Origin of the sequence: Burkholderia lata, from assembly GCF_902499335.1 — a bacterium.
Taxonomy (GTDB): domain Bacteria; phylum Pseudomonadota; class Gammaproteobacteria; order Burkholderiales; family Burkholderiaceae; genus Burkholderia; species Burkholderia lata_B.
In genome coordinates, this window is sequence record NZ_CABVQK010000021.1 from 106,578 (window position 1) to 127,681 (window position 21,104).

The following is a 21,104-nucleotide window of genomic DNA, read 5'->3' on the forward strand; positions in this document are numbered from 1 at the left end:
CGCGCGATTATTGTGGGCAATCGCGTCGGGTGTCGTGATCAGGGATCGATGACGTCGGCACACGCGTCGGTCGGCGCGGCCGCGAGGTGGCCGACGAGCGGCACGATCTTGAGCCCGGCCGAGGCCACCCGGCAGGGTGCGGCCGCGACGCCGCAACCCGCGAGACTCGCGACAAGCGCCAGCGCGGCGGCCAGTTTTCCAATACGCAACCAGTTCGGCGTCATCGTCCTCTCCTGGTTACGTCAGCGGGCCGACACGGGCCGGACGGCCGCGGCGGCGCGCTTCGCGCGTTCGCGGGCTTCGTCGACGGTCGCGCCGGTTGCCAGCGCGACGCCCATGCGCCGCTTCGCAAAACTTTCCGGTTTGCCGAACAGGCGCAGGTCGGCGCCCGGCACCGCGAGCGCTTCACGCACGCCCTCGAACGCGATCCCGCGCTCGTCGAGCCCGCCGTAGATCACGGCCGACGCGGCCGGCGTACCGAGCGCCGGATCGACCGGCAGCCCGAGAATCGCGCGCGCGTGCAGCTCGAATTCCGACTGGCGCTGCGACGCGAGCGTGACGAGGCCCGTGTCGTGCGGCCGCGGGCTCACCTCGGAGAACCACACGTCGTCGCCGCGCACGAACAGCTCGACGCCGAACATCCCGCGCCCGCCGAGCGCCTCGGTGACCTTGTGCGCGATCTCGCGCGACTTCTCGAGGGCCGCGGCGCTCATCGGCTGCGGCTGCCACGACTCGACGTAGTCGCCCGCGACCTGCACGTGGCCGACCGGCTCGCAGAAGTAGGTGCGCGTGGCGTTCGTCGCCGGATCGATCGCGCGTACGGTGAGCTGCGTGATCTCGTAGTCGAAATCGATGAAGCCCTCGACGATCACGCGGCCGTGGTTCACGCGGCCGCCCGCCATCGCGTAGTCCCACGCCGGCTTCACGTCGGCGTCGGTCTTCACGACCGACTGCCCCTTGCCCGACGACGACATCACGGGCTTCACGACGCACGGCATGCCGATCTTCGCGACGGCCGCGCTGAACGCTTCGAACGAATCCGCGAACGCATACGGCGACGTCGGCAGGCCGAGCTCCTCGGCCGCGAGCCGGCGGATCCCTTCGCGGTTCATCGTGAGCTGCGTCGCACGCGCGGTCGGGATCACCTCGGCGAGGCCGGCCGCCTCGATCGCCGCGAGCGCGTCGGTCGCGATCGCCTCGATCTCGGGCACGATCAGGTGCGGGCGCTCGGCCTCGACGATTGCCCGCAGCGCGGCGGCGTCCGTCATGTCGATCACGTGCGCGCGATGCGCGACCTGATGGCCCGGTGCGTCCGGATAGCGGTCGACCGCGACGACTTCGACGCCGAGCCGCTGCAACGCGATGATGACTTCCTTGCCGAGTTCGCCGGCGCCGAGCAGCATGACGCGCGTGGCCGAGGGTGAGAGCGGCGTACCGAGCCGCTGACCGATCTGCATGTGATTACCCGCTTCTGGTGGAGGACGAAAACGGCTCCGATGTTAACACGCGCCACGACACCCGTTTGGCGCGTTTCGCCGCGCCGGCGCCCGGTCGCGGGCCGCTCGCGAGCGGGCTGCGAACGTTTTCACGCACGAAGTGTCGGCTCGCCTGCCGCGGGGCGGGTGCGTTACTCTTACGCCTTGATCAGAATCCGATGAGGAACGAGGCTCATGTCCCACCTGTCCGCCGCCGCACGCGCACGCACCGGCCTGCTTCGCCCGTTGCGCGCGCCGCTCTGCGCGTTGACGCTTGCCACGCTTCTCGCCGCCTGCGCGATGCCGACCAATCCCGATTCCGCCGCCCCCGCGCCCGACCCGTACAACCCGGCCGCCGTCCAGCTGCTCGACGACACGAGCTGGGAACTCACCAGCTGGCTGAACGCCGACGGCACGCAGCGCGCGATCCCGCACGGCGACAACGGCGAGCCGATCAAGCTCGCGCTGTCGACCGATTCCGGCATCCGGCGCGCCAGCGGGTTCTCGGGCTGCAACCGCTACATGGGCACCTACGCGATCAAGAACGGCCTGCTGAGCTTCGGGCCGCTCGCCGGCACGCGGATGGCCTGCCCGAATACGCTCGGCGGCCAGCTCGAGGCCGCGTACCTCGACGCACTCGCCCACGTCGACAAGACCGGCGTGCAGATGCGCGAGCCGCAGCAATTGCAGATCGTGACCGCTTCCGGCGCAACGCTGACCTTCACGCACCGGAGCCCCTGATGCGCGGCGCGCGCGAAGGCCGACCGACCGCCTTCGCGTGGCGCGCCACGCGCGTGTGCCGCGCACACGCGTCGCGCGGCGTGAATCGAATGCACGCCGCGTTAGAGTCTTGTTCGCCGGCCGGTTAAACTCGGCGGGTCGCGCCCCGCGCGCCCCTCCCCACTCCTGTTTCAAAGCATGCACACGGTAGTCTTCGGCTGGTTCGGCATCTCCGCCGTCTGGTTCCTCCTTCTCTTCTGGCGTCTCGTGCAGGCGATGCTGCCCGGCGGCGGCGGGCTCGCCGGCCGCGGTTCGATCCGTCTGTGGCTCGGCTTCGCCGCGGTGTTCGTGGCGAGCTGCACGCTGACGAGCCCGCTGTCGGGCCCCGACACGGACGCGCTCGGCCATGCGTTCTCGGCAGGCTTCGCCCACGTGCTCGGCCCGATCGGCACGCCGGTCGCGATGGTCGTGCTGTTCTTTGCCGGGCTACCCTGGCTGACCGGCATCGGCTGGCGGCAGTTCGCCGCGTGGGTCGATACGTCGTTCGGCGTCAAGCTGTCGCGCGACGGCGGTGACGACGACGCGCGCGGCATCGCCGACCTGCCGCGCAGCGCGCTGCATCGCGACGACGACGTCGTCCAGCCGACCACCGCGCACACCGTCAATTCGATGGCGCCGCGCCAGAACGGCCGGTATTCGCGCCCGACGCTGTGGAAACCCGACCCGCAGGCGCGGCCGAAGCCGCGCAGCAGCACGCCCCCGCGTCCTCACGTGGAACCCGTGGCGCCGTCGGGCTGGTTGAAGCCGACCACACCCCAGCGCACCATGCCGACACCGCCCGCGCCGATCCCCCCGGCCAGCGCGATGCCGCCGCCCACGACCGGCAGCACCGCCAGCCTCGCGCGCGCGGCAGCGAACTCGCAAGTCCCGCGCCCCGATCCGGCCCCGCTTCCTGTCGGATTCGAACCCGTCCGCCCGCGGCCGACGGCCGCGCGACCGGCCACCGCCGCATTGAAGCCGACCCCGCCACGCGCCACGGTCACGCCACGGCCAGCCATCGCGCAACCGCAGCGCCCGCCGGTACGCCCCGCCGCAGGATCCGGTTCGGCCGGCCTGCCGTCGGATGCGGCACGACGTCGCCCGGCACCGCCAACGCCGGCGCGTGCGCCGCTCTATGCCTGGACGGAAAAGCCCGCGGCGCCGATCACGCCGGCGCCGAGCGTGCACGACACGCTGCGCTCGATCGAGGCCAGCACCGCACAATGGGCCACGCTGAGTGGTGCGCAGTCGGACGATGCCGGGCACGCGGCGGCGGCAGCTGCAACCGTGGCCGGTATGGCCGCGGCAGCAGCCGGCATTGCAACGCCGGCTGCAGCGGCCGTGCCGACCGGAACCGCCTTTGCGGCCCACGACCTCGCGGCGCATGACGCCGGTGTTCCGCTTGCACACGATGCGGCGCCGGCGTATGACGAGAACGCACCGATCGTGCTCGACGCGTTCATGCCGGCAGCGCCCGCAGTCCATGCACCGGTTGCCGATGCGGGCGCCGTGGCGTTCGACGCCACCGCACCGCACGCGCACTGGAATACCGGCATTGACGATGCCGCGTCCCCGCATCACGCCGATGACGAGATCCGGCTCGCCGACGATGGCCCTGCCGCGCCTGCGCCGGAAGTCACGCCCGCGCCGGCGTTCGACGCGCCCATCGACCTCGCGCCGTGGGAAGACCTGGCCAGCCGGCCGGTTTCCGCGTTCGACGCGTCCGCCTGGAACCCGGTCGCCGAGTCGACGACGGACGTGACAGGATCGGAACCGGCCAATGCCGCGTCCGCCCAACCCGGGACGGAGGCTGCTCCCGATATCGCCGGGAGCAAGCCGCCGGCATCGCTCGATACTGGCAACACGTACACGGCGCAACCGGCTCCCGCAATCGATCGCACGGCATCGCCCAGCGTGCCGCAGGGTATTGCCGATGCACACGCTGACGTAAAACCCGCCGGGAACATCACGCCGTTCGCGGCCCTCGCCTCTTCGCCGATCGGCGAAACGACGCCGCGCGCAACTACCGAAACCAGGCCGTTTGCGGCTGCGTCGGCACCGGCCGCATCGAGTGCCGCACTGGAAGCCACCAAGTCGGACGCGGTGGAACCTGCAGCGCCGCTGACGGCAATCGCTCAAGGCACCGCACCGGCAGCCGCATGGACGTGGACGCCTTCGACAGCGCAGCCGGCCACGACGAATACGCCCGTCACCGCGGAATTGCCGAAATCGCCGGTTGCGGCTCAACCGTTTGCCGCCGCGCAAACGGCTTCGGCCAGCACCGCGTCGCCGCTCGTCGGCACCGCCCACGGTTCGACGGTGCAAGCACCCGCATCCGCCGCGGGCATTGCGCCTGTCACCGGTACCGCCTCGTCGGATGGTGTAATCGGCACGGCATCGGGTTCGCTGGCTCAACCGGCTGCATCGACCGTTGCAGCCGTCGCACCGGCATCCCCGATTGGCGTGACCGGCGCTTCGTCGGCTTCGCTTTCGCAGCCGGCCGCGTCGACATCCTCGTTCGGCGTGACCGGCGCTACGTCGACCTCGATTTCGCAGCCGGCCGCTCCGGCATCGACCGCTGCATCCGTCGCGCCGACATCACCGATTGGCGTGACCGGCGCTGCGTCGGCTCCTCTTTCGCAGCCGGCCACTTCGACATCGAACGCTGCAGCCGTCGCGTCGGCGCCCCCGGTTAGCGTTGCGAACGCGACTTACGGTTCGTTCCCCCGCGCATCAACACCCGCATCGCCCGTCGCGCCCGCCGTGACGCCGTCGACGGCCAGCCCGACGGCCTCGACATCCGGTTCGAGCACGCCGGCAATCGCCACCGCGACGCCCGTGAATGTTGTGTCCGGCTCGGTCGCTGCACCGTCGTCGGTGCCCACCCCGATGCATCCGGCCACCCCGTCAACCTCGTCGACGGGTACGACATTCGGCACATTCGGCCCTTCCAGTGCAATCGCATCGCAGCCGGCCGCAAGCCTGCCCGTGCCGCCGGCCCCTACCGCCACGACGGCAACGTCCTCCGGCGCAGTCGCACCGATCACCACCGCCGCGGCGACTCCAGCGCAACCGATCGCCAGCTCGCCCGTCGCTCCGACCGGCTCGCTGACGTCCTTCGGCGCAACCACCGCGGCGCTGGCTCCGTCGACCGCTTCCGCACCTGCAGCAATCGAAGTCACGACGTTCGCCCCCCCGCCCGCCTCGGCCTCGTCGCCGGCAAGCTGGTCCGTGTCGAATGTCTCCGCAGTACCGGCAGTCCCATCGGCCACGGCTCCGCAACCCGTAGCAACGATCCCCGGCGCGAGCCTGTCCGCACCGGCGGCCGTCACGACCGTACCGGCGATCCCCACTGCCCCGCCGGCCGAAGCGGCCACCACGGCAATCGAACCTGCCGCAGCCGCCTCCCCAGCCCCCGACACCCCCGCGCGCGCGCCGCGCCCGAACGCCTTCGAATTCCACGCACCCGCGTCGTTCAGCGTCGAACTGCCGACGCTCGACCTGCTCGAGCCTCCATCCGGCGACATCGAAACGATCACCGACGAACAACTCGCGCAGACGGCGCAGGTGATCGAACAGCGGCTGCAGGAATTCAAGGTGCCGGTGACGGTGGTCGGCGCGTCGGCCGGCCCCGTGATCACGCGCTTCGAGATCGAACCCGCGCTCGGCGTGCGCGGCAGCCAGATCGTCGGGCTGATGAAGGACCTGTCGCGCGGCCTCGGCCTCACGTCGATCCGCGTCGTCGAGACGATTCCCGGCAAGACCTGCATGGGCCTCGAACTGCCGAACGCGAAGCGCCAGATGATCCGCCTGTCGGAAATCCTCGAGTCGCGCCAGTACCAGCACTCGGCCTCGCAACTGACGATCGCGATGGGCAAGGACATCACCGGCCACCCGGTCGTCACCGATCTCGCGAAGGCGCCGCACATGCTCGTCGCCGGTACGACGGGCTCGGGCAAGTCGGTCGCGATCAACGCGATGATCCTGTCGCTGCTGTACAAGGCGACGCCCGAGGACGTGCGGCTCATCATGATCGACCCGAAGATGCTGGAGCTGTCGGTCTATGAAGGCATCCCGCACCTGCTCGCGCCGGTCGTCACCGACATGAAGCTCGCGGCGAACGCGCTGAACTGGTGCGTCGGCGAGATGGAGAAGCGCTACCGGCTGATGTCGGCCGTCGGCGTGCGCAACCTCGCCGGCTTCAACCAGAAGATCCGCGATGCGGAAGCGAAGGAAAAGAAGATCGGCAACCCGTTCTCGCTGACGCCCGAGGATCCCGAGCCGCTGTCGACGCTGCCGCTGATCGTCGTCGTGATCGACGAGCTGGCCGACCTGATGATGGTCGCCGGCAAGAAGATCGAAGAGCTGATCGCCCGCCTCGCGCAGAAGGCGCGTGCAGCCGGCATCCACCTGATCCTCGCGACGCAGCGTCCGTCCGTCGACGTGATCACGGGCTTGATCAAGGCGAACATCCCGACGCGCGTCGCGTTCCAGGTGTCGTCGAAGATCGACTCGCGCACGATTCTCGACCAGATGGGCGCCGAATCGCTGCTCGGGATGGGCGACATGCTGTTCCTGCCGCCGGGCACCGGTTATCCGCAGCGCGTGCACGGCGCGTTCGTCGCCGACGAGGAAGTACACCGGGTCGTCGAGTACCTGAAGCAGTTCGGCGAGCCGCAGTACGAGGAAGGGATTCTTGACGGCCCGGCCGCCGACGGCGCGACGCAGGACCTGTTCGGCGATGCGCCGGACGCGGAAGCCGATCCGCTGTACGACGAAGCCGTCGCGTTCGTCGTGCGCACGCGGCGCGCGTCGATCTCGTCGGTGCAGCGGCAGTTGCGCATCGGCTACAACCGCGCCGCGCGCCTCGTCGAGCAGATGGAAGCGGCCGGGCTCGTGTCGCCGATGGGCATCAACGGCAGCCGCGAGGTGCTCGTGCCGGCTGCGGCCGACTGAGCGCGGCGGCCGGTCGGCCGCCCCCAATCGATACGGGCGCCCCGGGAAACCGGCCGCCCCAAAAAAAGGGCGCTGCATCGGCAGCGCCCTTTTTCTTTTACTGCACCGGCACCAGCTTGAAGTCGACCGGCTTGCCGACCGCCACCTTCTGCGGATTCGGGCCGAGCTGACCCGTTTCGACATTGCGGCTGAACACGTAGAACGTATCGCTGTCCTGGTTGCCGACGATCAGCCACTTGCCGGTCGGATCGATCAGGAACTCGCGCGGCGTCTTGCCGAGGCTCGACTGGCGGCCGACGTGCTTCAGCCGCCCATCGGCCTGATTCACCGCGTAGATCACGAGGTCGTTCGCGTCGCCGCGGTTGCTCACGTACAGGAAGCGGCCGTCCGGCGACAGGTGGATCGCGCCGCCACCGACCTTGCCCTTGAAGCCCGGCGCGGTCATCGACACGGTCTCGACCGGTGTCAGCTTGCCGTCGTGGTAGCCGAACACCTCGACCGATGCGTTCAGCTCGCTCGTCACGTACGCGTACCGGCCGTCGGCGCCGAACACCATGTGACGCGGGCCCGAGCCGGCCTTCACCGGCGTGTAGCGCGTGTCGGTCGGGCCGATCAGCCCGCGGCTGCCGTCCACCGTGTAGCGGTAGCCGTAGATCTTGTCCGCGCCGAGATCCTGCACGAACAGGTAACGGCCGTCCGGCGAAAATACCGTCGAATGCACGTGCGCGCCGTCCTGGCGGCCCTTCACCGGCCCCGTGCCCTCATGGTGCACGGTCAGCACGGCCTGGCCGACCGCACCGTCGTCGCGCAGCGGAAACACCGCGAAGCTGCCGCCCGGATCCTTCGCGACCGAGTAGTTGGCGGTCACGAGGTACTTGCCGTCCGGCGACAGCGCGAGATAGCAAGGATCGTTCCCTTCCGACGACACACGGTCGATGAAGCTCAGCGCGCCCGTCTTCGCGTCGAAGCGGAATGCGCTGACGCCGCCGCGCGTCGTCGCCGGCCCGTCGTCGCCGGGCAGTTCGTTGACCGCGTAGACGGTGCGACCGTCGCGGCTCGGCAACAGGTACGACGGATTCACGGTCTTCGCCGACGACACGGGCGCGACGCTGCCGGTTTTCGTATCGAAGCGGTAAACATAGATTCCGTCGCTGCCGCCACCCGTATAGGTGCCGACGAGCAGGTTGTAGACGCCGTCGGCCGGGGCGGGCGATTGCTGCGCAAATGCGTGGGTCGCGGAAAGGGAGAGCACGATCGCGAAACCTTTCATCCAGTGAGCGAGCCTAAGCGGGAACCCTCGTGTCGAAGCGCGTGCGTCACGCTCGCGTAAACGGTTGGGCATTGAATCCTCCTTGCATCGAGTCGCTTCAAGTGTTGAGATAGGACGAAACGCCGGCCGTTCATGCGCTCCGCCGCCCGGCCGAGTATACGGGGCGCGGTGCCAGCGCGTGAAGCCTTGGCCACCGCCGTCCGCATTGTGAACTCGAATACCCAAGGATCGCCTGCCCATGCCTGCCCTGATCGAAGACTACGCCCTCGTCGGCGACGGCCACACCGCCGCGCTGATCGCTAAAGACGGCTCCGTCGACTGGCTGTGCTGGCCCCGCTTCGATTCGGGCGCCTGCTTCGCGGCGCTTCTCGGCACCCCCGAGCACGGCCGCTGGCTGCTCGCGCCGGCCGCCGACGCCGCGATCACGCACACGACGCGCCGCTATCGCGGCGACACGCTGATTCTCGAAACCGACTACGAAAGCGCCGACGGTGCCGTCACCGTGGTCGACTTCATGCCGCCCGGCAACGGCTGGTCCGAACTGGTGCGGATCGTCGTCGGCCGCCACGGCACGATGAAGATGCGCATGGAGCTGGTGTTGCGCTTCGACTACGGCTTCTCGATCCCGTGGGTCACGCAGCTGACCCGCGAGGACGGCATGAAGGCGATCGCCGGCCCCGACACCGTCGTGCTGCGCACGCCGGTGCCGCTCACCGGCGAAAACCTCCATACGCTCGCGGAATTCACGGTGAGCGCCGATGAGCGCGTGCCGTTCTCGCTCAGCTACGCGGCGTCGCACCTGCGGCTGCCGCCCGCGCGCGATCCGCTGTCGATGCTCGCGCGCACCGAAAACTACTGGCTCGAATGGTCGGGCCGCTGCCAGGTGCAGGGCCGCTACGCGGCCGCCGTGCGCCGGTCGCTGATCACGTTGAAGGCGCTCGCGTACGAGCCGACCGGCGGCATCGTCGCCGCGCCGACCACGTCGCTGCCCGAGAAGATCGGCGGCAACCGCAACTGGGACTACCGCTACTGCTGGCTGCGCGACGCGACGATCACGCTGCTCGCGCTGATGCGCGGCGGCTACTACGACGAAGCGCGCGCGTGGCGCACGTGGCTCGGCCGCGTGATGGCCGGCTCGCCCGAACAGATCCAGATCATGTACGGGATCGCCGGCGAGCGCCGGCTGCCGGAAATGGAGCTCGACTGGCTGCCCGGCTACCAGGACTCGAAGCCGGTGCGCGTCGGCAACGGCGCCGCGAACCAGCTCCAGCTCGACGTGTTCGGCGAGGTGATGGCCGCGCTGCACCTCGCACGCGTGGGCGGCCTGCAGGCCGACGACACGGTCTGGTCCGTGCAGTGCGCGCTGCTCGACCATCTCGAGAAGATCTGGCAGGAACCCGACGAAGGCATCTGGGAAACGCGCGGCGGCCGCCGCCATTTCACGTTCTCGAAGGTGATGGCGTGGGTCGCGTTCGACCGCGCGATCAAGTCGGCGGAGATGTTCCGGCTGCCCGGCTCGCTCGACCGCTGGCGCGCGCTGCGCGACCAGATCCATGCAGACGTGTGCAACAACGCGTGGCACGAAGGCAAACAGGCGTTCGCGCAGAGCTACGGCAGCGACGAGCTCGACGCGAGCGTGCTGCTGATGCCGCTGCTCGGCTTCCTGCCGCCGGAAGATCCGCGCATCGTCGGCACGGTCGAGGCGATCGAGCGGGAATTGCTGCACGACGGGCTCGTGATGCGCTATCGCACGACCGACTACGACGACGGCCTGCCGCCCGGCGAAGGCACGTTTCTCGCTTGCAGCTTCTGGCTGGTCGACAACTATGCGCTGCTGGGCCGAATCGACGACGCGCACCGCCTGTTCAGCCGACTGCTCGCGCTGTCGAACGACCTCGGGCTGCTCGCGGAGGAGTACGACCCGGTGGCCGGGCGGCTCGTCGGCAACTTCCCGCAGGCGTTCTCCCACGTGGCGCTCGTGCATACCGCGATGAATCTGATGCACCACGAAGACGCAATGGCGCGCGCAGCCGGCCAGCCCGCGCCGGCCGTCGCGACGGGGCGCTGAACGGGGGCACGAGCGGCTTGGTCAGAGAACGTCAAATCACAAAACTTTGATGAAAAATCGGGGAAATGTTGCATTGCACCACCCATCGTTGTCCGATATGATCGACGCGATTGTCCGGCTGCAGTGCAACATGGCCGGTCGCTGACCCACACGGCACGCCGCGACGCCCCACGCCGCCCTTGCGCACCGTCCCCCACGCGGGAGTAGTCTGCATGCTTTACCAACTGCACGAATTCCAGCGCGCCATGCTGAGCCCGCTGACGGCCTGGGCCCAGGCCGCGTCCAAATCGTTCGCCAATCCGTCCAGCCCGTTCTCGCTGATGCCGGGCGCGACGCGGATGGCCGCCGCGTACGAACTGATGTACCGGCTCGGCAAGGATTACGAGAAGCCTGAATTCAACATTCATCAGATCGTCAAGGACGGCCACAACATCCCGATCGTCGAGCAGACGATCGTCGAGAAGCCGTTCTGCCGGCTGCTGCGCTTCAAGCGCTATTCGGACGACGCCGACGCCGTCACGCAGCTGAAGGACGAACCGGTCGTGCTGGTCTGCGCGCCGCTGTCGGGCCACCACTCGACGCTGCTGCGCGACACCGTGCGCACGCTGCTGCAGGATCACAAGGTCTACATCACCGACTGGATCGACGCGCGGATGGTGCCGATCGAGACCGGCCCGTTCCATCTGCACGACTACATCGCGTATATCCAGGAGTTCATCCGTCACATCGGCGCGCGCAACCTGCACGTGATTTCGGTGTGCCAGCCGACGGTGCCGGTGCTCGCGGCGATCTCGCTGATGGCGAGCCGCGGCGAGGACACGCCGCTCACGATGACGATGATGGGCGGCCCGATCGATGCGCGCCGCAGCCCCACGTCGGTGAATTCGCTTGCCACGCAGCACTCGACCGCATGGTTCGAGAACAACGTGATCCATACGGTGCCGGCGAACTATCCGGGCGAAGGCCGCCAGGTGTATCCGGGCTTCCTGCAGCACACGGGCTTCGTCGCGATGAACCCGGAGCGGCACGCGCAATCGCACTGGGATTTCTACCAGAGCCTGCTGCGCGGCGACGAGGATGACGCCGAAGCGCACCGCCGCTTCTACGACGAGTACAACGCGGTGCTCGACATGGCCGCCGAGTATTACCTCGAGACGATTCGCGTCGTATTCCAGGAATTCCGGCTGGCCGAAGGCACGTGGGATGTCGAAGGCGAGCGCGTGCGTCCGCAGGACATCAAGCGCACCGCGCTGATGACGATCGAAGGCGAACTCGACGACATCTCCGGCAGCGGCCAGACGCACGTCGCGCACGAGCTGTGCACGGGCATCCCGCAAGACGATCGCCGCAGCCTGACCGCCGAGAAGTGCGGTCACTACGGGATTTTCTCGGGCCGCCGCTGGCGCACGATCATCTATCCGCAGCTGCGCGACTTCATCCGCGAGCATGCGCCGGAGCCGAAGCACGGCGCGACGAAGGATGTCCCGGAAGCGCCTGCCGCCACGACGCTCTCCGCCGTGCCGGCAGGCGACGCACCGGCCGAAACGTCGCGTGCCACCGCGGCGAAGCGCACGCGCGCGAAGGCGCCGGCCAAGGCTGCCGCACCGGCTCCCGTCAAGGCTGCTCCGGCCGCGAAACGTGCCGCCACCGGCAGCCCGCGCGCAAAAGCCGTGCGCACGCGCAAGGCCGCCTGACGCACCGCGTTCAGACGAAAAAACGCCGCCGTTGCCTGCGCACGGCGGCGTTTTTGTATCCGGCGGCCGCTTCAGCGCGGTCAGCGCATCAGCGTCGCAGCAGATACGCGAGCAGTACCTCGGTGTTCATCCGGACCATCTCGGCGCGCTCGTCGGTGTCGGTGAAATCGCGGCCGAGCGTGGCGGCGAGCGTAAAGCGGTTCGACACGATGTAGTAGCCGAGCCCCGACAGCGTGACGTAGAAGCGCAGCGGATCGACGTCGGTGCGGAACAGCCCGGCCTTCTGGCCGCGCGTCAGCACGTTGCCGAGCTTCGCGACGATCGGCGACATCATTTCGCGGATCCGCGTCGACTTGTGCAGGTAGCGCGCCTCGTGCAGGTTCTCGTTGTTGATGAGCCTGAGCAATTCCGGATGGTCGCGGTAGTAGTCCCAAACGAAATGCGCGAGCCGCGTGACGGCTTCGACCGGCGCGACGCCGTCGAGGTCGAGCACGCGTTCGGCCTCGGTCAGCGCGGAGAACGCGTGTTCGAGCACGGCCGTGAACAGCTGCTCCTTGCTGCCGAAGTAGTAATAGAGCATGCGCTCGTTGGTTTCGGCCCGACGCGCAATCTGGTCGACGCGTGCGCCGAACAGCCCTCCACTCGCGAACTCTTCGGCTGCCGCCATCAGGATGCGGCGGCGCGTACCTTCAGGATCTCTTTTGATTTTTGGCTGATTCATGGTGGCGTTTTGCTATGTGAGCCGCTTGATCCGGACCGGCACCCCCACCGCCTTGGCGCCGGCCGCCCTGGAACGGGCGCGCCGCGTGCGGCCGCCCTCCTGCTGAGCCCCTGCAAAAAAGCGGTTCGATTATGCGCACAGACGGCGTCCAGCGCAATGCGGGAAATCGGCGATAATCGAGCTTTGGCAAACCTTTCCGGCCGCGCCCGACGCGGCCGAGAGCCATTCGGCGCCGCTGCGCCCGTTGTCACCGTGACCGATTCCAAGACACTCGCAGATCGCATCGAAGATCTGCTTCCCCAGACGCAATGCACGAAGTGCGGCTATAACGGCTGCCGTCCGTACGCCGAGGCAATCGCCGCCGGCGACGCGAACTACAACCAGTGCCCGCCCGGCGGCGCCGAAGGCATCGCGCGCCTCTCGAGCCTGCTCGGCAAACCGGTGATTCCGCTGAACCCCGTCAACGGCAGCGAGCATCCGCGCGCGGTCGCCTTCATCGACGAAAGCCTGTGCATCGGCTGCACGCTGTGCATGCAGGCGTGCCCGGTCGACGCGATCGTCGGCGCGCCGAAGCAGATGCACACGATCATCGAGTCGCTGTGCACCGGTTGCGACCTGTGCGTGCCGCCCTGCCCGGTCGACTGCATCGCGATGCTGCCGGTGACCGGCGATCGCACCGGCTGGGACGCGTGGTCGCAGGAACAGGCCGATGCCGCGCGCGAACGCCACGACCTGCGGCTCGCGCGCCAGCGCCGCGAACGCGAGGCCGCCGAAGCGCGCGCAGCAGCACGCCGCGCGGCCAGTGCCGCGAAGCCGGCTGCGGCACAAGCGGAAACGCAATCTGCCGCGCCGGCCGCCGCACCGGCCGCTGACGACGCCGAAGCGAAGAAGCGCGCGATCATCGCCGCCGCGCTCGAACGGGCGCGCAAGAAGAAGGAAGAACTGTCCGGGCAAGACGCCGGGCCGAAGAACACCGAAGGTGTGAGCGCGGCCGTCCAGGCACAGATCGACGCGGCCGAGGCACGCCGCAAACGGCTCGCCGAACAGCAGGCCCAACGCGACGCCGAAGCAGCGGCCGCGAACGGCGACGACGAGAACGACGCAGGCAACGACGGCCCGGGCGGCCCGTCCGCACCGCCCGACCAGAACACGCCATGAACGCCAGCAAACGACGCGCGATCTACGAAACGCTGCAGAGCCTCAATCCGCATCCGACCACCGAGCTCGAGTACTCGACGCCGTTCGAGCTGCTGATCGCCGTGATGCTGTCCGCGCAGGCGACCGACGTATCGGTCAACAAGGCGATGCGGAAGATGTTTCCGGTCGCGAACACCCCGCGACAAATCGTCGCACTCGGCGAAGAAGGCGTCACCGAGTACATCAAGACGATCGGCCTGTACCGGACCAAGGCGAAGAACGTGGTCGCGACGTGCCGGATCCTGCTCGACCGCTACGACGGCGAGGTGCCGGCCGATCGCGAAGCGCTCGAGGGGTTGCCCGGCGTCGGCCGCAAGACCGCGAACGTCGTGCTGAACACTGCGTTCGGCCAGCCGACGATCGCGGTCGACACGCATATCTTCCGGGTCGCGAACCGCACGGGGCTCGCGCCGGGCAAGGACGTGCGCGCCGTCGAGGCCGCACTCGAGAAGTTCACGCCGAAGGAATTCCTGCAGGATGCGCATCACTGGCTGATCCTGCACGGGCGCTACGTGTGCAAGGCCCGCAAGCCTGAATGCTGGCACTGCGCGATCGAGCCGCTGTGCGAATTCAGGCCGAAGACGCCACCGCCCATGGAGTGACGCGCAGCCGCGGCTGACCGGCCGCAGGCTGCCGCCCGGCGTCATGCGGCCGGACACTCGTTGCATGCCCCATCGGCCGTTGTTCCGCCGGTAACCTGCAGCCGCGACAGCGTAGCCACCCGCGCCATCGCCCCTGCTTTCCCCTTCCAAGCTACGCGTTGGACGTCGCCGTTGCGTCGTCGGCCGCCGCGCCGCCCGCGCGTACCAGCGCCAGCACGGCAGCCAGAATCGCGACGCCGCCCGCCCACTGCAGCGGCGACAGCGCTTCGCCGAACAGCAGCGCCGCGAGCGCGACCGTCACGACCGGTTCGAGCGTCGACAGCATCGACGTGCGCGCGGCCCCGAGCCGTTCGAGCCCGGCAAAGAACGCGAGCATCGCCGCGACCGTCGACACGAGCGCGATCGCGAGCATCGACGCCCAGCCGCCGGACGTCGCGGGCCAGCGCGGCGGCGCGCCGAACGCCGCGGTTCGCACGACGGCGATCGCCACGAGCGTCGCGGTCGCCGACAGGCAGATGATCGCGGTGGTCGCAAGCGGATCGACGCCGCGCGTCGCCTTCGTGCCGCCGACGATGTACAGCGAATAGATCACCGCGGCGGCCAGCGCGAGCGCGATCCCGAGCGGCTCGCCATGCCCGCCGCCGACCATCAGCGCCGAACCCGCGACGCAGAGCACGAGCGCGACGGCCTTCGCGCGCGTGAGGCGCTCGCCGAGCCACCAGGCGGCCAGCAGCGTGACGAAGGCCGGATACAGGTACAGCAGCAGCGCGACGAGGCTCGCCTGCGCGTGTTGCAACGCGCTGAAATAGCAGAACGACTGCCCGACGTAGCCGAGCGCGCCCATCGCCACGAGCGGCGCGAGCGCGCGCCCGCGCGGCCAGGTGACGCGGCGATGCCGTGCGATCGCGGCGAGCACCGCCCCGCCGATCGCGAAGCGCACGATCAGCAGCCCGAGCACATCCACGCCGGCCGCGTACGCGTAGCGGCCGAAGATCGCCATCGCGCCGAACGCGGCGGCGGACAGCGCGACGTAGAGCGTGCCCTGCAGGGCGGCGGACGATGGGCGGGCGGTGGCGGTCATGACGGAACGGGTGCGAGCGGCGTGGCGACGGAAATCGTCGGAGTGTAACGGTGCGACGGTGGCGAGCCTAGCCCGCGCTTACCCGTTCCCGGATGCCGAGGGAGGACGCTGGCGACCGGCCGGCACCGAGCACCTGTACTGCGTGCGGCTGGCGGCTGGCGGCTGGCGGCTGGCGGCTGGCGGCTGGCGGCTGGCGGCTGGCGGCTGGCGGGCAATCGTCGCCGCCACGGCTGCCGCACAACCCGCTCCCGCCCGCCGCCAGCGCCGTCCGCCGACCCGGCGTACAATGCGCGACGCGGCATCACGCCGTCCGAATCACGACGTTTCCCCCACCATGTTCAATCCAAGCCGCGACGAAGTGCGTCGCTTTTTCACCGAGACCTGGCGCAAGCAGCGCGCCGGCGAGATCCTGACGCCGCTGGAAGCGATGGCAGCCGACTGGATCGTCGAGCATCCCGAATACCACGACGAACTCGCCGACGCCGATGGCGCGACCGCGCGCGAGTACACGCCCGAGGAAGGCCGCACGAACCCGTTCCTGCACCTGTCGATGCACCTCGCGATCAGCGAGCAGCTGTCGATCGACCAGCCGCCCGGCATCCGCGCTGCGCACGACAAGCTGGCGGCCAAGCTCGACTCGACCCACGAAGCGCAGCATTCGATCATGGAATGCCTCGGCGAGACGATCTGGGAAGCGCAGCGCACCGGCACGCCGCCCGACACCGACGCGTACCTGCAGCGCATCCTGCGCCGCGCATCGCGCGACTGAGCGCCGAGACGCCCGCCCACGCCACGTGGCGGCCGGAGCGCGGACAAAAAAATACCCCGCCGAGGCGGGGTATTTTTGCTACGCGGGCCCGTCGGGCCCGTCGTGCTTACTTCTTGAACACGAGATCGGTTTCTTTCAGCGACTCGATGTAGGCCGCGATGTCCTTCATGTCGCTGACCGACAGGCTCTGCACCTGCGCCTGCATGATCGCGTTGTTGCGACCGAGCAGCGGGTTCGTCAGGCCCATCTGGTACTGGCGCATCGCCCACACGAGGTAGTCGGCATGCTGGCCGGCGAGGCGCGGATATTCTGCGTTGATCGGCTTGTTCATCTGCGCGCCGTGGCAGGCGGCACAGTTGTGCGATTCGACCAGTTCCTTGCCCTTCGTGATGTCCGCCGCGTGTGCGGTACCGATCGCGAGGCCGGCCGCCAGTGCAACCGCCGCCGTCTTGAATGCGTTGTTCATGAATGCTCCTGTCCCGCCGGTCAGATCGGCGGCGCGCGCTTTACTTGTAGGGATTGTCCTTCGTGTCGGCCTTCTGGACGGCGTAGTACGCCGACAGATCCGCGATGTCCTGGTCCGTCAGCGAACCGGCGATCGCATTCATCGACGGGAAGTGACGATCCTTCTTGCGGTAGGCCTTCAGCGCGTTCTCGAGGTATTGCTGGTTCTGGCCGCCGAGGACAGGCACCCGGTAGACCTCCGGGTACGCCGCGCGGTAGTCCTGGATGCCGTGGCAACCGATGCACATGGCGGCCTTGCTCGCCCCGTCCTTCGGGTTGCCGACCACACCGGCCGCCTGCGCGCTGCCCGCGAGCGCCACGAGCGCTGCGACAACGACGTGTTTGCCGACGAATTTGTTCATAGCTCTTGTAACCTAGCTTGAGGGGAAACTGGCGCCAAAGCGGCAACGGCCCGCGCCGTTATGCTTGTCAGGTCGCCACGCAGGCCAAAAAAAACGGCCAGATTGTACCGCGTCGGCGGGGAACGCGTCCACAAGGCGCCCCGGTTCGCCCCGCCACAGCCCCGCAACGATACGCGGGCGCGGCCCAACCGGACAGCCCTTCTGACTTATACTGGGTTTTTTTCCCCGATTGAGAAGAGCGCCGCCATGCGTTTCGAAGGGTCCTCGCACTACGTCGCCACCGACGATCTGAAGCTCGCGGTCAATGCCGCGCTGACGCTGCAACGCCCGCTCCTCATCAAGGGCGAGCCCGGCACCGGCAAGACGATGCTCGCCGAGGAAGTGGCCGCCGCGCTCGACATGCCGCTGCTGCAGTGGCACATCAAGTCGACCACGAAGGCGCAGCAGGGCCTGTACGAATACGACGCCGTGTCGCGGCTGCGCGATTCGCAGCTCGGCGACGAGCGCGTGAAGGACATCTCGAACTACATCGTCAAGGGTGTGCTGTGGCAGGCGTTCGATGCCGAGCACCCGAGCGTGCTGCTGATCGACGAAATCGACAAGGCCGACATCGAATTCCCGAACGACCTGCTGCGCGAGCTCGACCGGATGGAATTTCACGTGTACGAAACCCGTGAAACGGTCCGCGCGAAGCACCGCCCGCTCGTCATCATCACGTCGAACAACGAGAAGGAGCTGCCCGACGCGTTCCTGCGCCGCTGCTTCTTCCACTACATCCAGTTTCCCGACCCGGCGACGATGCAGAAGATCGTCGCGGTTCATTTCCCGGACATCCGCGAGGAGCTGCTGCGCGCGGCGCTCGAGAGTTTCTTCGAATTGCGCGGCGTGTCGGGCCTGAAGAAGAAGCCATCGACGTCCGAGCTGCTCGACTGGCTGAAGCTGCTGCTCGCCGAGAACATCCCGGCCGACCAGTTGCGCGGCGTGGACGCGAAGCAGATCGTGCCGCCGCTCGCGGGTGCGCTGCTGAAGAACGAGCAGGACCTGAGCCTGCTCGAACGGCTCGTCTACATGAACCGGCACAACCGGTAATCCTCCCCCATCCGCGAAGGCCCGGCCATGCTGCTCAATTTCTTCTACGCGCTGCGCGCAGCCAAGCTGCCCGTCTCGGTGAAGGAATACCTGACGCTGCTCGAATCGCTGAAGGCCGGGCTGATCTCGCCGTCGATCGACGCGTTCTACTTTCTCGCGCGGATGACGCTCGTCAAGGACGAGCAGTACTTCGACAAGTTCGACCAGGCGTTCGGCGCGTATTTCCATGGCGTGTCCGCACTGCCGTCCGAAGCGTTCGACATTCCGCTCGACTGGCTCGAGAAGCGCCTCGAGCGCGAGCTGTCGCCGGAGGAGAAGGCGCAAATCGAAGCGATGGGCGGCCTCGACAAGCTGATGGAGCGCCTGAAGGAACTGCTCGACGAGCAGAAGGAACGCCACGAAGGCGGCAACAAGTGGATCGGCACCGGCGGCACGTCGCCGTTCGGGCACGGCGGCTACAACCCGGAAGGCGTGCGCATCGGCGGCCCGTCGAACGGCAACCGCACCGCGGTGAAGGTGTGGGAAGCGCGCGCGTACCGCGACTACGACGATTCCGTCGAGATCGGCACGCGCAACATCAAGGTCGCGCTGCGGCGGCTGCGCCGCTTCGCGCGCGAAGGCGCCGCCGAGGAGCTCGACCTGCCCGGCACGATCCGCAGCACCGCCGCGAACGCGGGCTGGCTCGACCTGCGGATGGTGCCCGAGCGCCACAACAACGTGAAGGTGCTGATGCTGCTCGACGTCGGCGGCTCGATGGACGATCACATCAAGCGCACCGAAGAGCTGTTCTCGGCCGCGAAGGCCGAATTCAAGCACCTGGAATTCTTCTACTTCCACAACTGCGTGTACGACCACCTGTGGAAGAACAACCGCCGCCGCCACTCGGAACGCACCGCGACGTGGGACGTGCTGCACAAGTTCACGCCCGACTACAAGCTGATCTTCGTCGGCGATGCAACGATGAGCCCGTACGAAGTGCTGCAGCCCGGCGGCTCGGTCGAATACAACAACCCGGAAGCGGGCGCCGTGTGGCTGCGCCGCCTCGCCGACCAGTTCCCCCATCATGCGTGGCTGAACCCCGAGCCCGAGCGGCTATGGGAATACCGGCAGTCGGTCGCGGTGATCCGCGACCTGCTCGGCCATCGCATGTATCCGCTCACGCTCGCGGGCCTCGAAACCGCGATGCGCGCACTCAGCAAGTAACGACACCCACCCAGCACGAAGGCCGCGTCCGAGCGGCCTCCCCCCGGAGATAGCATGAACCCCTCGCCCACCGCGAGCGCCAGCCGCGCCGGCGGCCGCCGCTTTTTCGCCGATACCTCCGTGTCGGCACTCGTCGCCGGCTTCGTCGCGATGATGACGGGCTACACGAGCTCGCTCGTGCTGATGTTCCAGGCCGGCCGCGCCGCCCACCTCACCGATGCGCAGATCTCGTCGTGGATCTGGGCGCTGTCGATCGGCATGGCGCTGACGACGATCGGCCTGTCGCTGCGCTTTCGCGCGCCCGTCGTCGTCGCATGGTCGACGCCCGGCGCCGCGCTGCTGATCGCGTCGCTGCCCGGCGTGCCCTACCCCGAGGCGATCGGTGCGTTCATCGTCTGCGCGGTGCTGCTGACGGCCGTCGGCGTGAGCGGGCTGTTCGATACGCTGATGCGCAAGATTCCGGCCGGCATCGCAGCCGCGCTGCTCGCGGGCATCCTGTTCGAGATCGGCATCGAGATCTTCCGCGCCGCACAGTTCCAGACGGCGCTCGTGCTCGCGATGTTCTTCACGTACCTGATCGTCAAGCGGCTCGCGCCGCGCTATGCGATCGTGACGACGCTGATCGTCGGCACGGCGGTCGCCGGCGGTCTCGGCCTGCTCGACTTCAGTGGCTTTCACATCGCGTTCGCGAAGCCCGTGTTCACGATGCCCGCGTTCTCGATCGCATCGATCGTCAGCATCGGCATTCCGCTGTTCGTCGTCGCGATGGCGTCGCAGAACGTGCCGGGCATCGCGGTGCTGCGCGCGGACGGCTATCAGACCCCGTCGTCGCCCCTGATCGCGACCACCGGCCTCGCGTCGCTGCTGCTCGCACCGTTCGGCTCGCACGGGGTCAACCTCGCGGCGATCACGGCCGCGATCTGCACGGGCCCGGAAGCGCACGAGGATCGCGCGAAGCGCTATACGGCCGCCGTATGGTGCGGCACGTTCTACCTGATCGCGGGGATCTTCGGCGCGACGATCGCCGCGCTGTTCGCGGCGCTGCCGAAGGCGCTTGTCGTGTCGGTCGCCGCGCTCGCGCTGTTCGGCTCGATCATGAGCGGGCTCGCGAACGCGATGCAGGACGTGAAGCAGCGCGAAGCCGCGCTCGTCACGTTCATGGTCACCGCGTCGGGCCTCACGCTGCTGTCGATCGGCTCGGCATTCTGGGGGCTCGTCGCGGGGATCGTCACGCAGGTGATCCTGAACGCGCGCCGCCCCGCGTGACGCGGCACGGCGCCCGCCGCCGCGGCCTTCGGACACGCCAGAACGTGCGCGACACGAATCGGGCCTAGAATAGCGGATCGGAGGCGGT

At 68.5% G+C, this 21,104-nt stretch carries 17 protein-coding genes; 10 read left to right on the plus strand and 7 right to left on the minus strand.

Features of this window, described 5'->3' with window-relative positions; all coding sequences use genetic code 11:
• Positions 1-38 precede the first annotated feature (38 nt).
• Together BCO18175_RS37395 and purT are read right to left on the minus strand one after the other, a co-directional pair.
• Positions 39-224, minus strand: a complete 186-nt coding sequence (locus BCO18175_RS37395) for a DUF6726 family protein (RefSeq protein ID WP_174915828.1) — start codon at positions 222-224, stop codon at positions 39-41.
• Positions 225-242: 18 nt separating this feature from the next.
• Complete coding sequence (gene purT / locus BCO18175_RS37400; RefSeq protein WP_174971748.1) at positions 243-1,457, minus strand: formate-dependent phosphoribosylglycinamide formyltransferase; 1,215 nt, start codon at positions 1,455-1,457, stop codon at positions 243-245.
• Positions 1,458-1,670: 213 nt separating this feature from the next.
• Here purT and BCO18175_RS37405 point away from each other — a divergent pair, with 213 nt between their 5' ends.
• On the plus strand, positions 1,671-2,216 hold the full coding sequence (locus BCO18175_RS37405) for an META domain-containing protein (RefSeq protein WP_174915826.1): 546 nt from the start codon (positions 1,671-1,673) through the stop codon (positions 2,214-2,216).
• 177 nt (positions 2,217-2,393) lie between these two features.
• Positions 2,394-7,190 carry an FtsK/SpoIIIE family DNA translocase gene (locus tag BCO18175_RS37410; RefSeq protein WP_174988594.1) on the plus strand — a complete coding sequence of 1,599 codons (4,797 nt, stop codon included), beginning with the start codon at positions 2,394-2,396 and terminating at the stop codon, positions 7,188-7,190.
• 97 nt (positions 7,191-7,287) lie between these two features.
• Here the strand turns inward: BCO18175_RS37410 and BCO18175_RS37415 are convergent, their stop codons facing one another.
• Positions 7,288-8,532 carry a lactonase family protein gene (locus BCO18175_RS37415; RefSeq protein WP_174988596.1) on the minus strand — a complete coding sequence of 415 codons (1,245 nt, stop codon included), beginning with the start codon at positions 8,530-8,532 and terminating at the stop codon, positions 7,288-7,290.
• Positions 8,533-8,698: 166 nt separating this feature from the next.
• Between BCO18175_RS37415 and BCO18175_RS37420 the strand changes: the two genes are divergently transcribed.
• Both BCO18175_RS37420 and BCO18175_RS37425 read left to right on the plus strand, forming a co-directional pair.
• The gene (locus BCO18175_RS37420) at positions 8,699-10,528 is read left to right on the plus strand and encodes a glycoside hydrolase family 15 protein (protein WP_174971757.1); all 1,830 of its coding nucleotides are present in this window, start codon (positions 8,699-8,701) and stop codon (positions 10,526-10,528) included.
• A 212-nt stretch (positions 10,529-10,740) separates the two neighbouring features.
• Entirely contained in the window at positions 10,741-12,222 is a 1,482-nt protein-coding gene (locus tag BCO18175_RS37425; protein WP_174988598.1) for a polyhydroxyalkanoate depolymerase, read from the plus strand.
• An 88-nt stretch (positions 12,223-12,310) separates the two neighbouring features.
• On the opposite strand, the gene BCO18175_RS37430 is transcribed toward BCO18175_RS37425, so the two are convergent.
• A complete protein-coding gene (locus BCO18175_RS37430) occupies positions 12,311-12,943 on the minus strand; it encodes a TetR family transcriptional regulator (RefSeq protein ID WP_129512661.1) in 633 nt (210 codons plus the stop codon).
• 156 nt (positions 12,944-13,099) lie between these two features.
• Between BCO18175_RS37430 and rsxB the strand changes: the two genes are divergently transcribed.
• Entirely contained in the window at positions 13,100-14,101 is a 1,002-nt protein-coding gene (rsxB, locus tag BCO18175_RS37435; RefSeq protein ID WP_174988599.1) for an electron transport complex subunit RsxB, read from the plus strand.
• Positions 14,098-14,742: an endonuclease III gene (gene nth, locus BCO18175_RS37440; protein WP_174988601.1), complete on the plus strand. Its 645-nt coding sequence runs from the start codon at positions 14,098-14,100 to the stop codon at positions 14,740-14,742. The genes rsxB and nth overlap by 4 nt, the downstream gene beginning before the upstream one ends.
• Positions 14,743-14,893: 151 nt before the next feature.
• Here the strand turns inward: nth and BCO18175_RS37445 are convergent, their stop codons facing one another.
• A complete protein-coding gene (locus tag BCO18175_RS37445; RefSeq protein WP_174988603.1) occupies positions 14,894-15,823 on the minus strand; it encodes a DMT family transporter in 930 nt (309 codons plus the stop codon).
• 286 nt (positions 15,824-16,109) lie between these two features.
• Here BCO18175_RS37445 and BCO18175_RS37450 point away from each other — a divergent pair, with 286 nt between their 5' ends.
• Positions 16,110-16,592 carry a DUF1841 family protein gene (locus tag BCO18175_RS37450; RefSeq protein ID WP_438820529.1) on the plus strand — a complete coding sequence of 161 codons (483 nt, stop codon included), beginning with the start codon at positions 16,110-16,112 and terminating at the stop codon, positions 16,590-16,592.
• Positions 16,593-16,698: 106 nt separating this feature from the next.
• Here BCO18175_RS37450 and BCO18175_RS37455 read toward each other — a convergent pair whose 3' ends face one another.
• Positions 16,699-17,058: a c-type cytochrome gene (locus BCO18175_RS37455; RefSeq protein WP_027786804.1), complete on the minus strand. Its 360-nt coding sequence runs from the start codon at positions 17,056-17,058 to the stop codon at positions 16,699-16,701.
• A gap of 40 nt (positions 17,059-17,098) precedes the next feature.
• Positions 17,099-17,458, minus strand: coding sequence for a c-type cytochrome (locus BCO18175_RS37460; RefSeq protein WP_174915818.1), 360 nt, complete (start codon positions 17,456-17,458; stop codon positions 17,099-17,101).
• A gap of 246 nt (positions 17,459-17,704) precedes the next feature.
• Between BCO18175_RS37460 and BCO18175_RS37465 the strand changes: the two genes are divergently transcribed.
• Genes BCO18175_RS37465 through BCO18175_RS37475 form a run of 3 tightly spaced genes read left to right on the plus strand, consistent with a single transcriptional unit; the run spans position 17,705 to position 21,016 of the window.
• Positions 17,705-18,547 (plus strand): AAA family ATPase, encoded by an 843-nt coding sequence (locus BCO18175_RS37465; protein ID WP_011352794.1) that lies wholly within the window; start codon positions 17,705-17,707, stop codon positions 18,545-18,547.
• Between the two features lie 27 nt (positions 18,548-18,574).
• Positions 18,575-19,750 carry a vWA domain-containing protein gene (locus BCO18175_RS37470; RefSeq protein ID WP_034184810.1) on the plus strand — a complete coding sequence of 392 codons (1,176 nt, stop codon included), beginning with the start codon at positions 18,575-18,577 and terminating at the stop codon, positions 19,748-19,750.
• 54 nt (positions 19,751-19,804) lie between these two features.
• Entirely contained in the window at positions 19,805-21,016 is a 1,212-nt protein-coding gene (locus BCO18175_RS37475; RefSeq protein ID WP_174988607.1) for a benzoate/H(+) symporter BenE family transporter, read from the plus strand.
• The last annotated feature ends 88 nt before the right edge of the window (positions 21,017-21,104 follow it).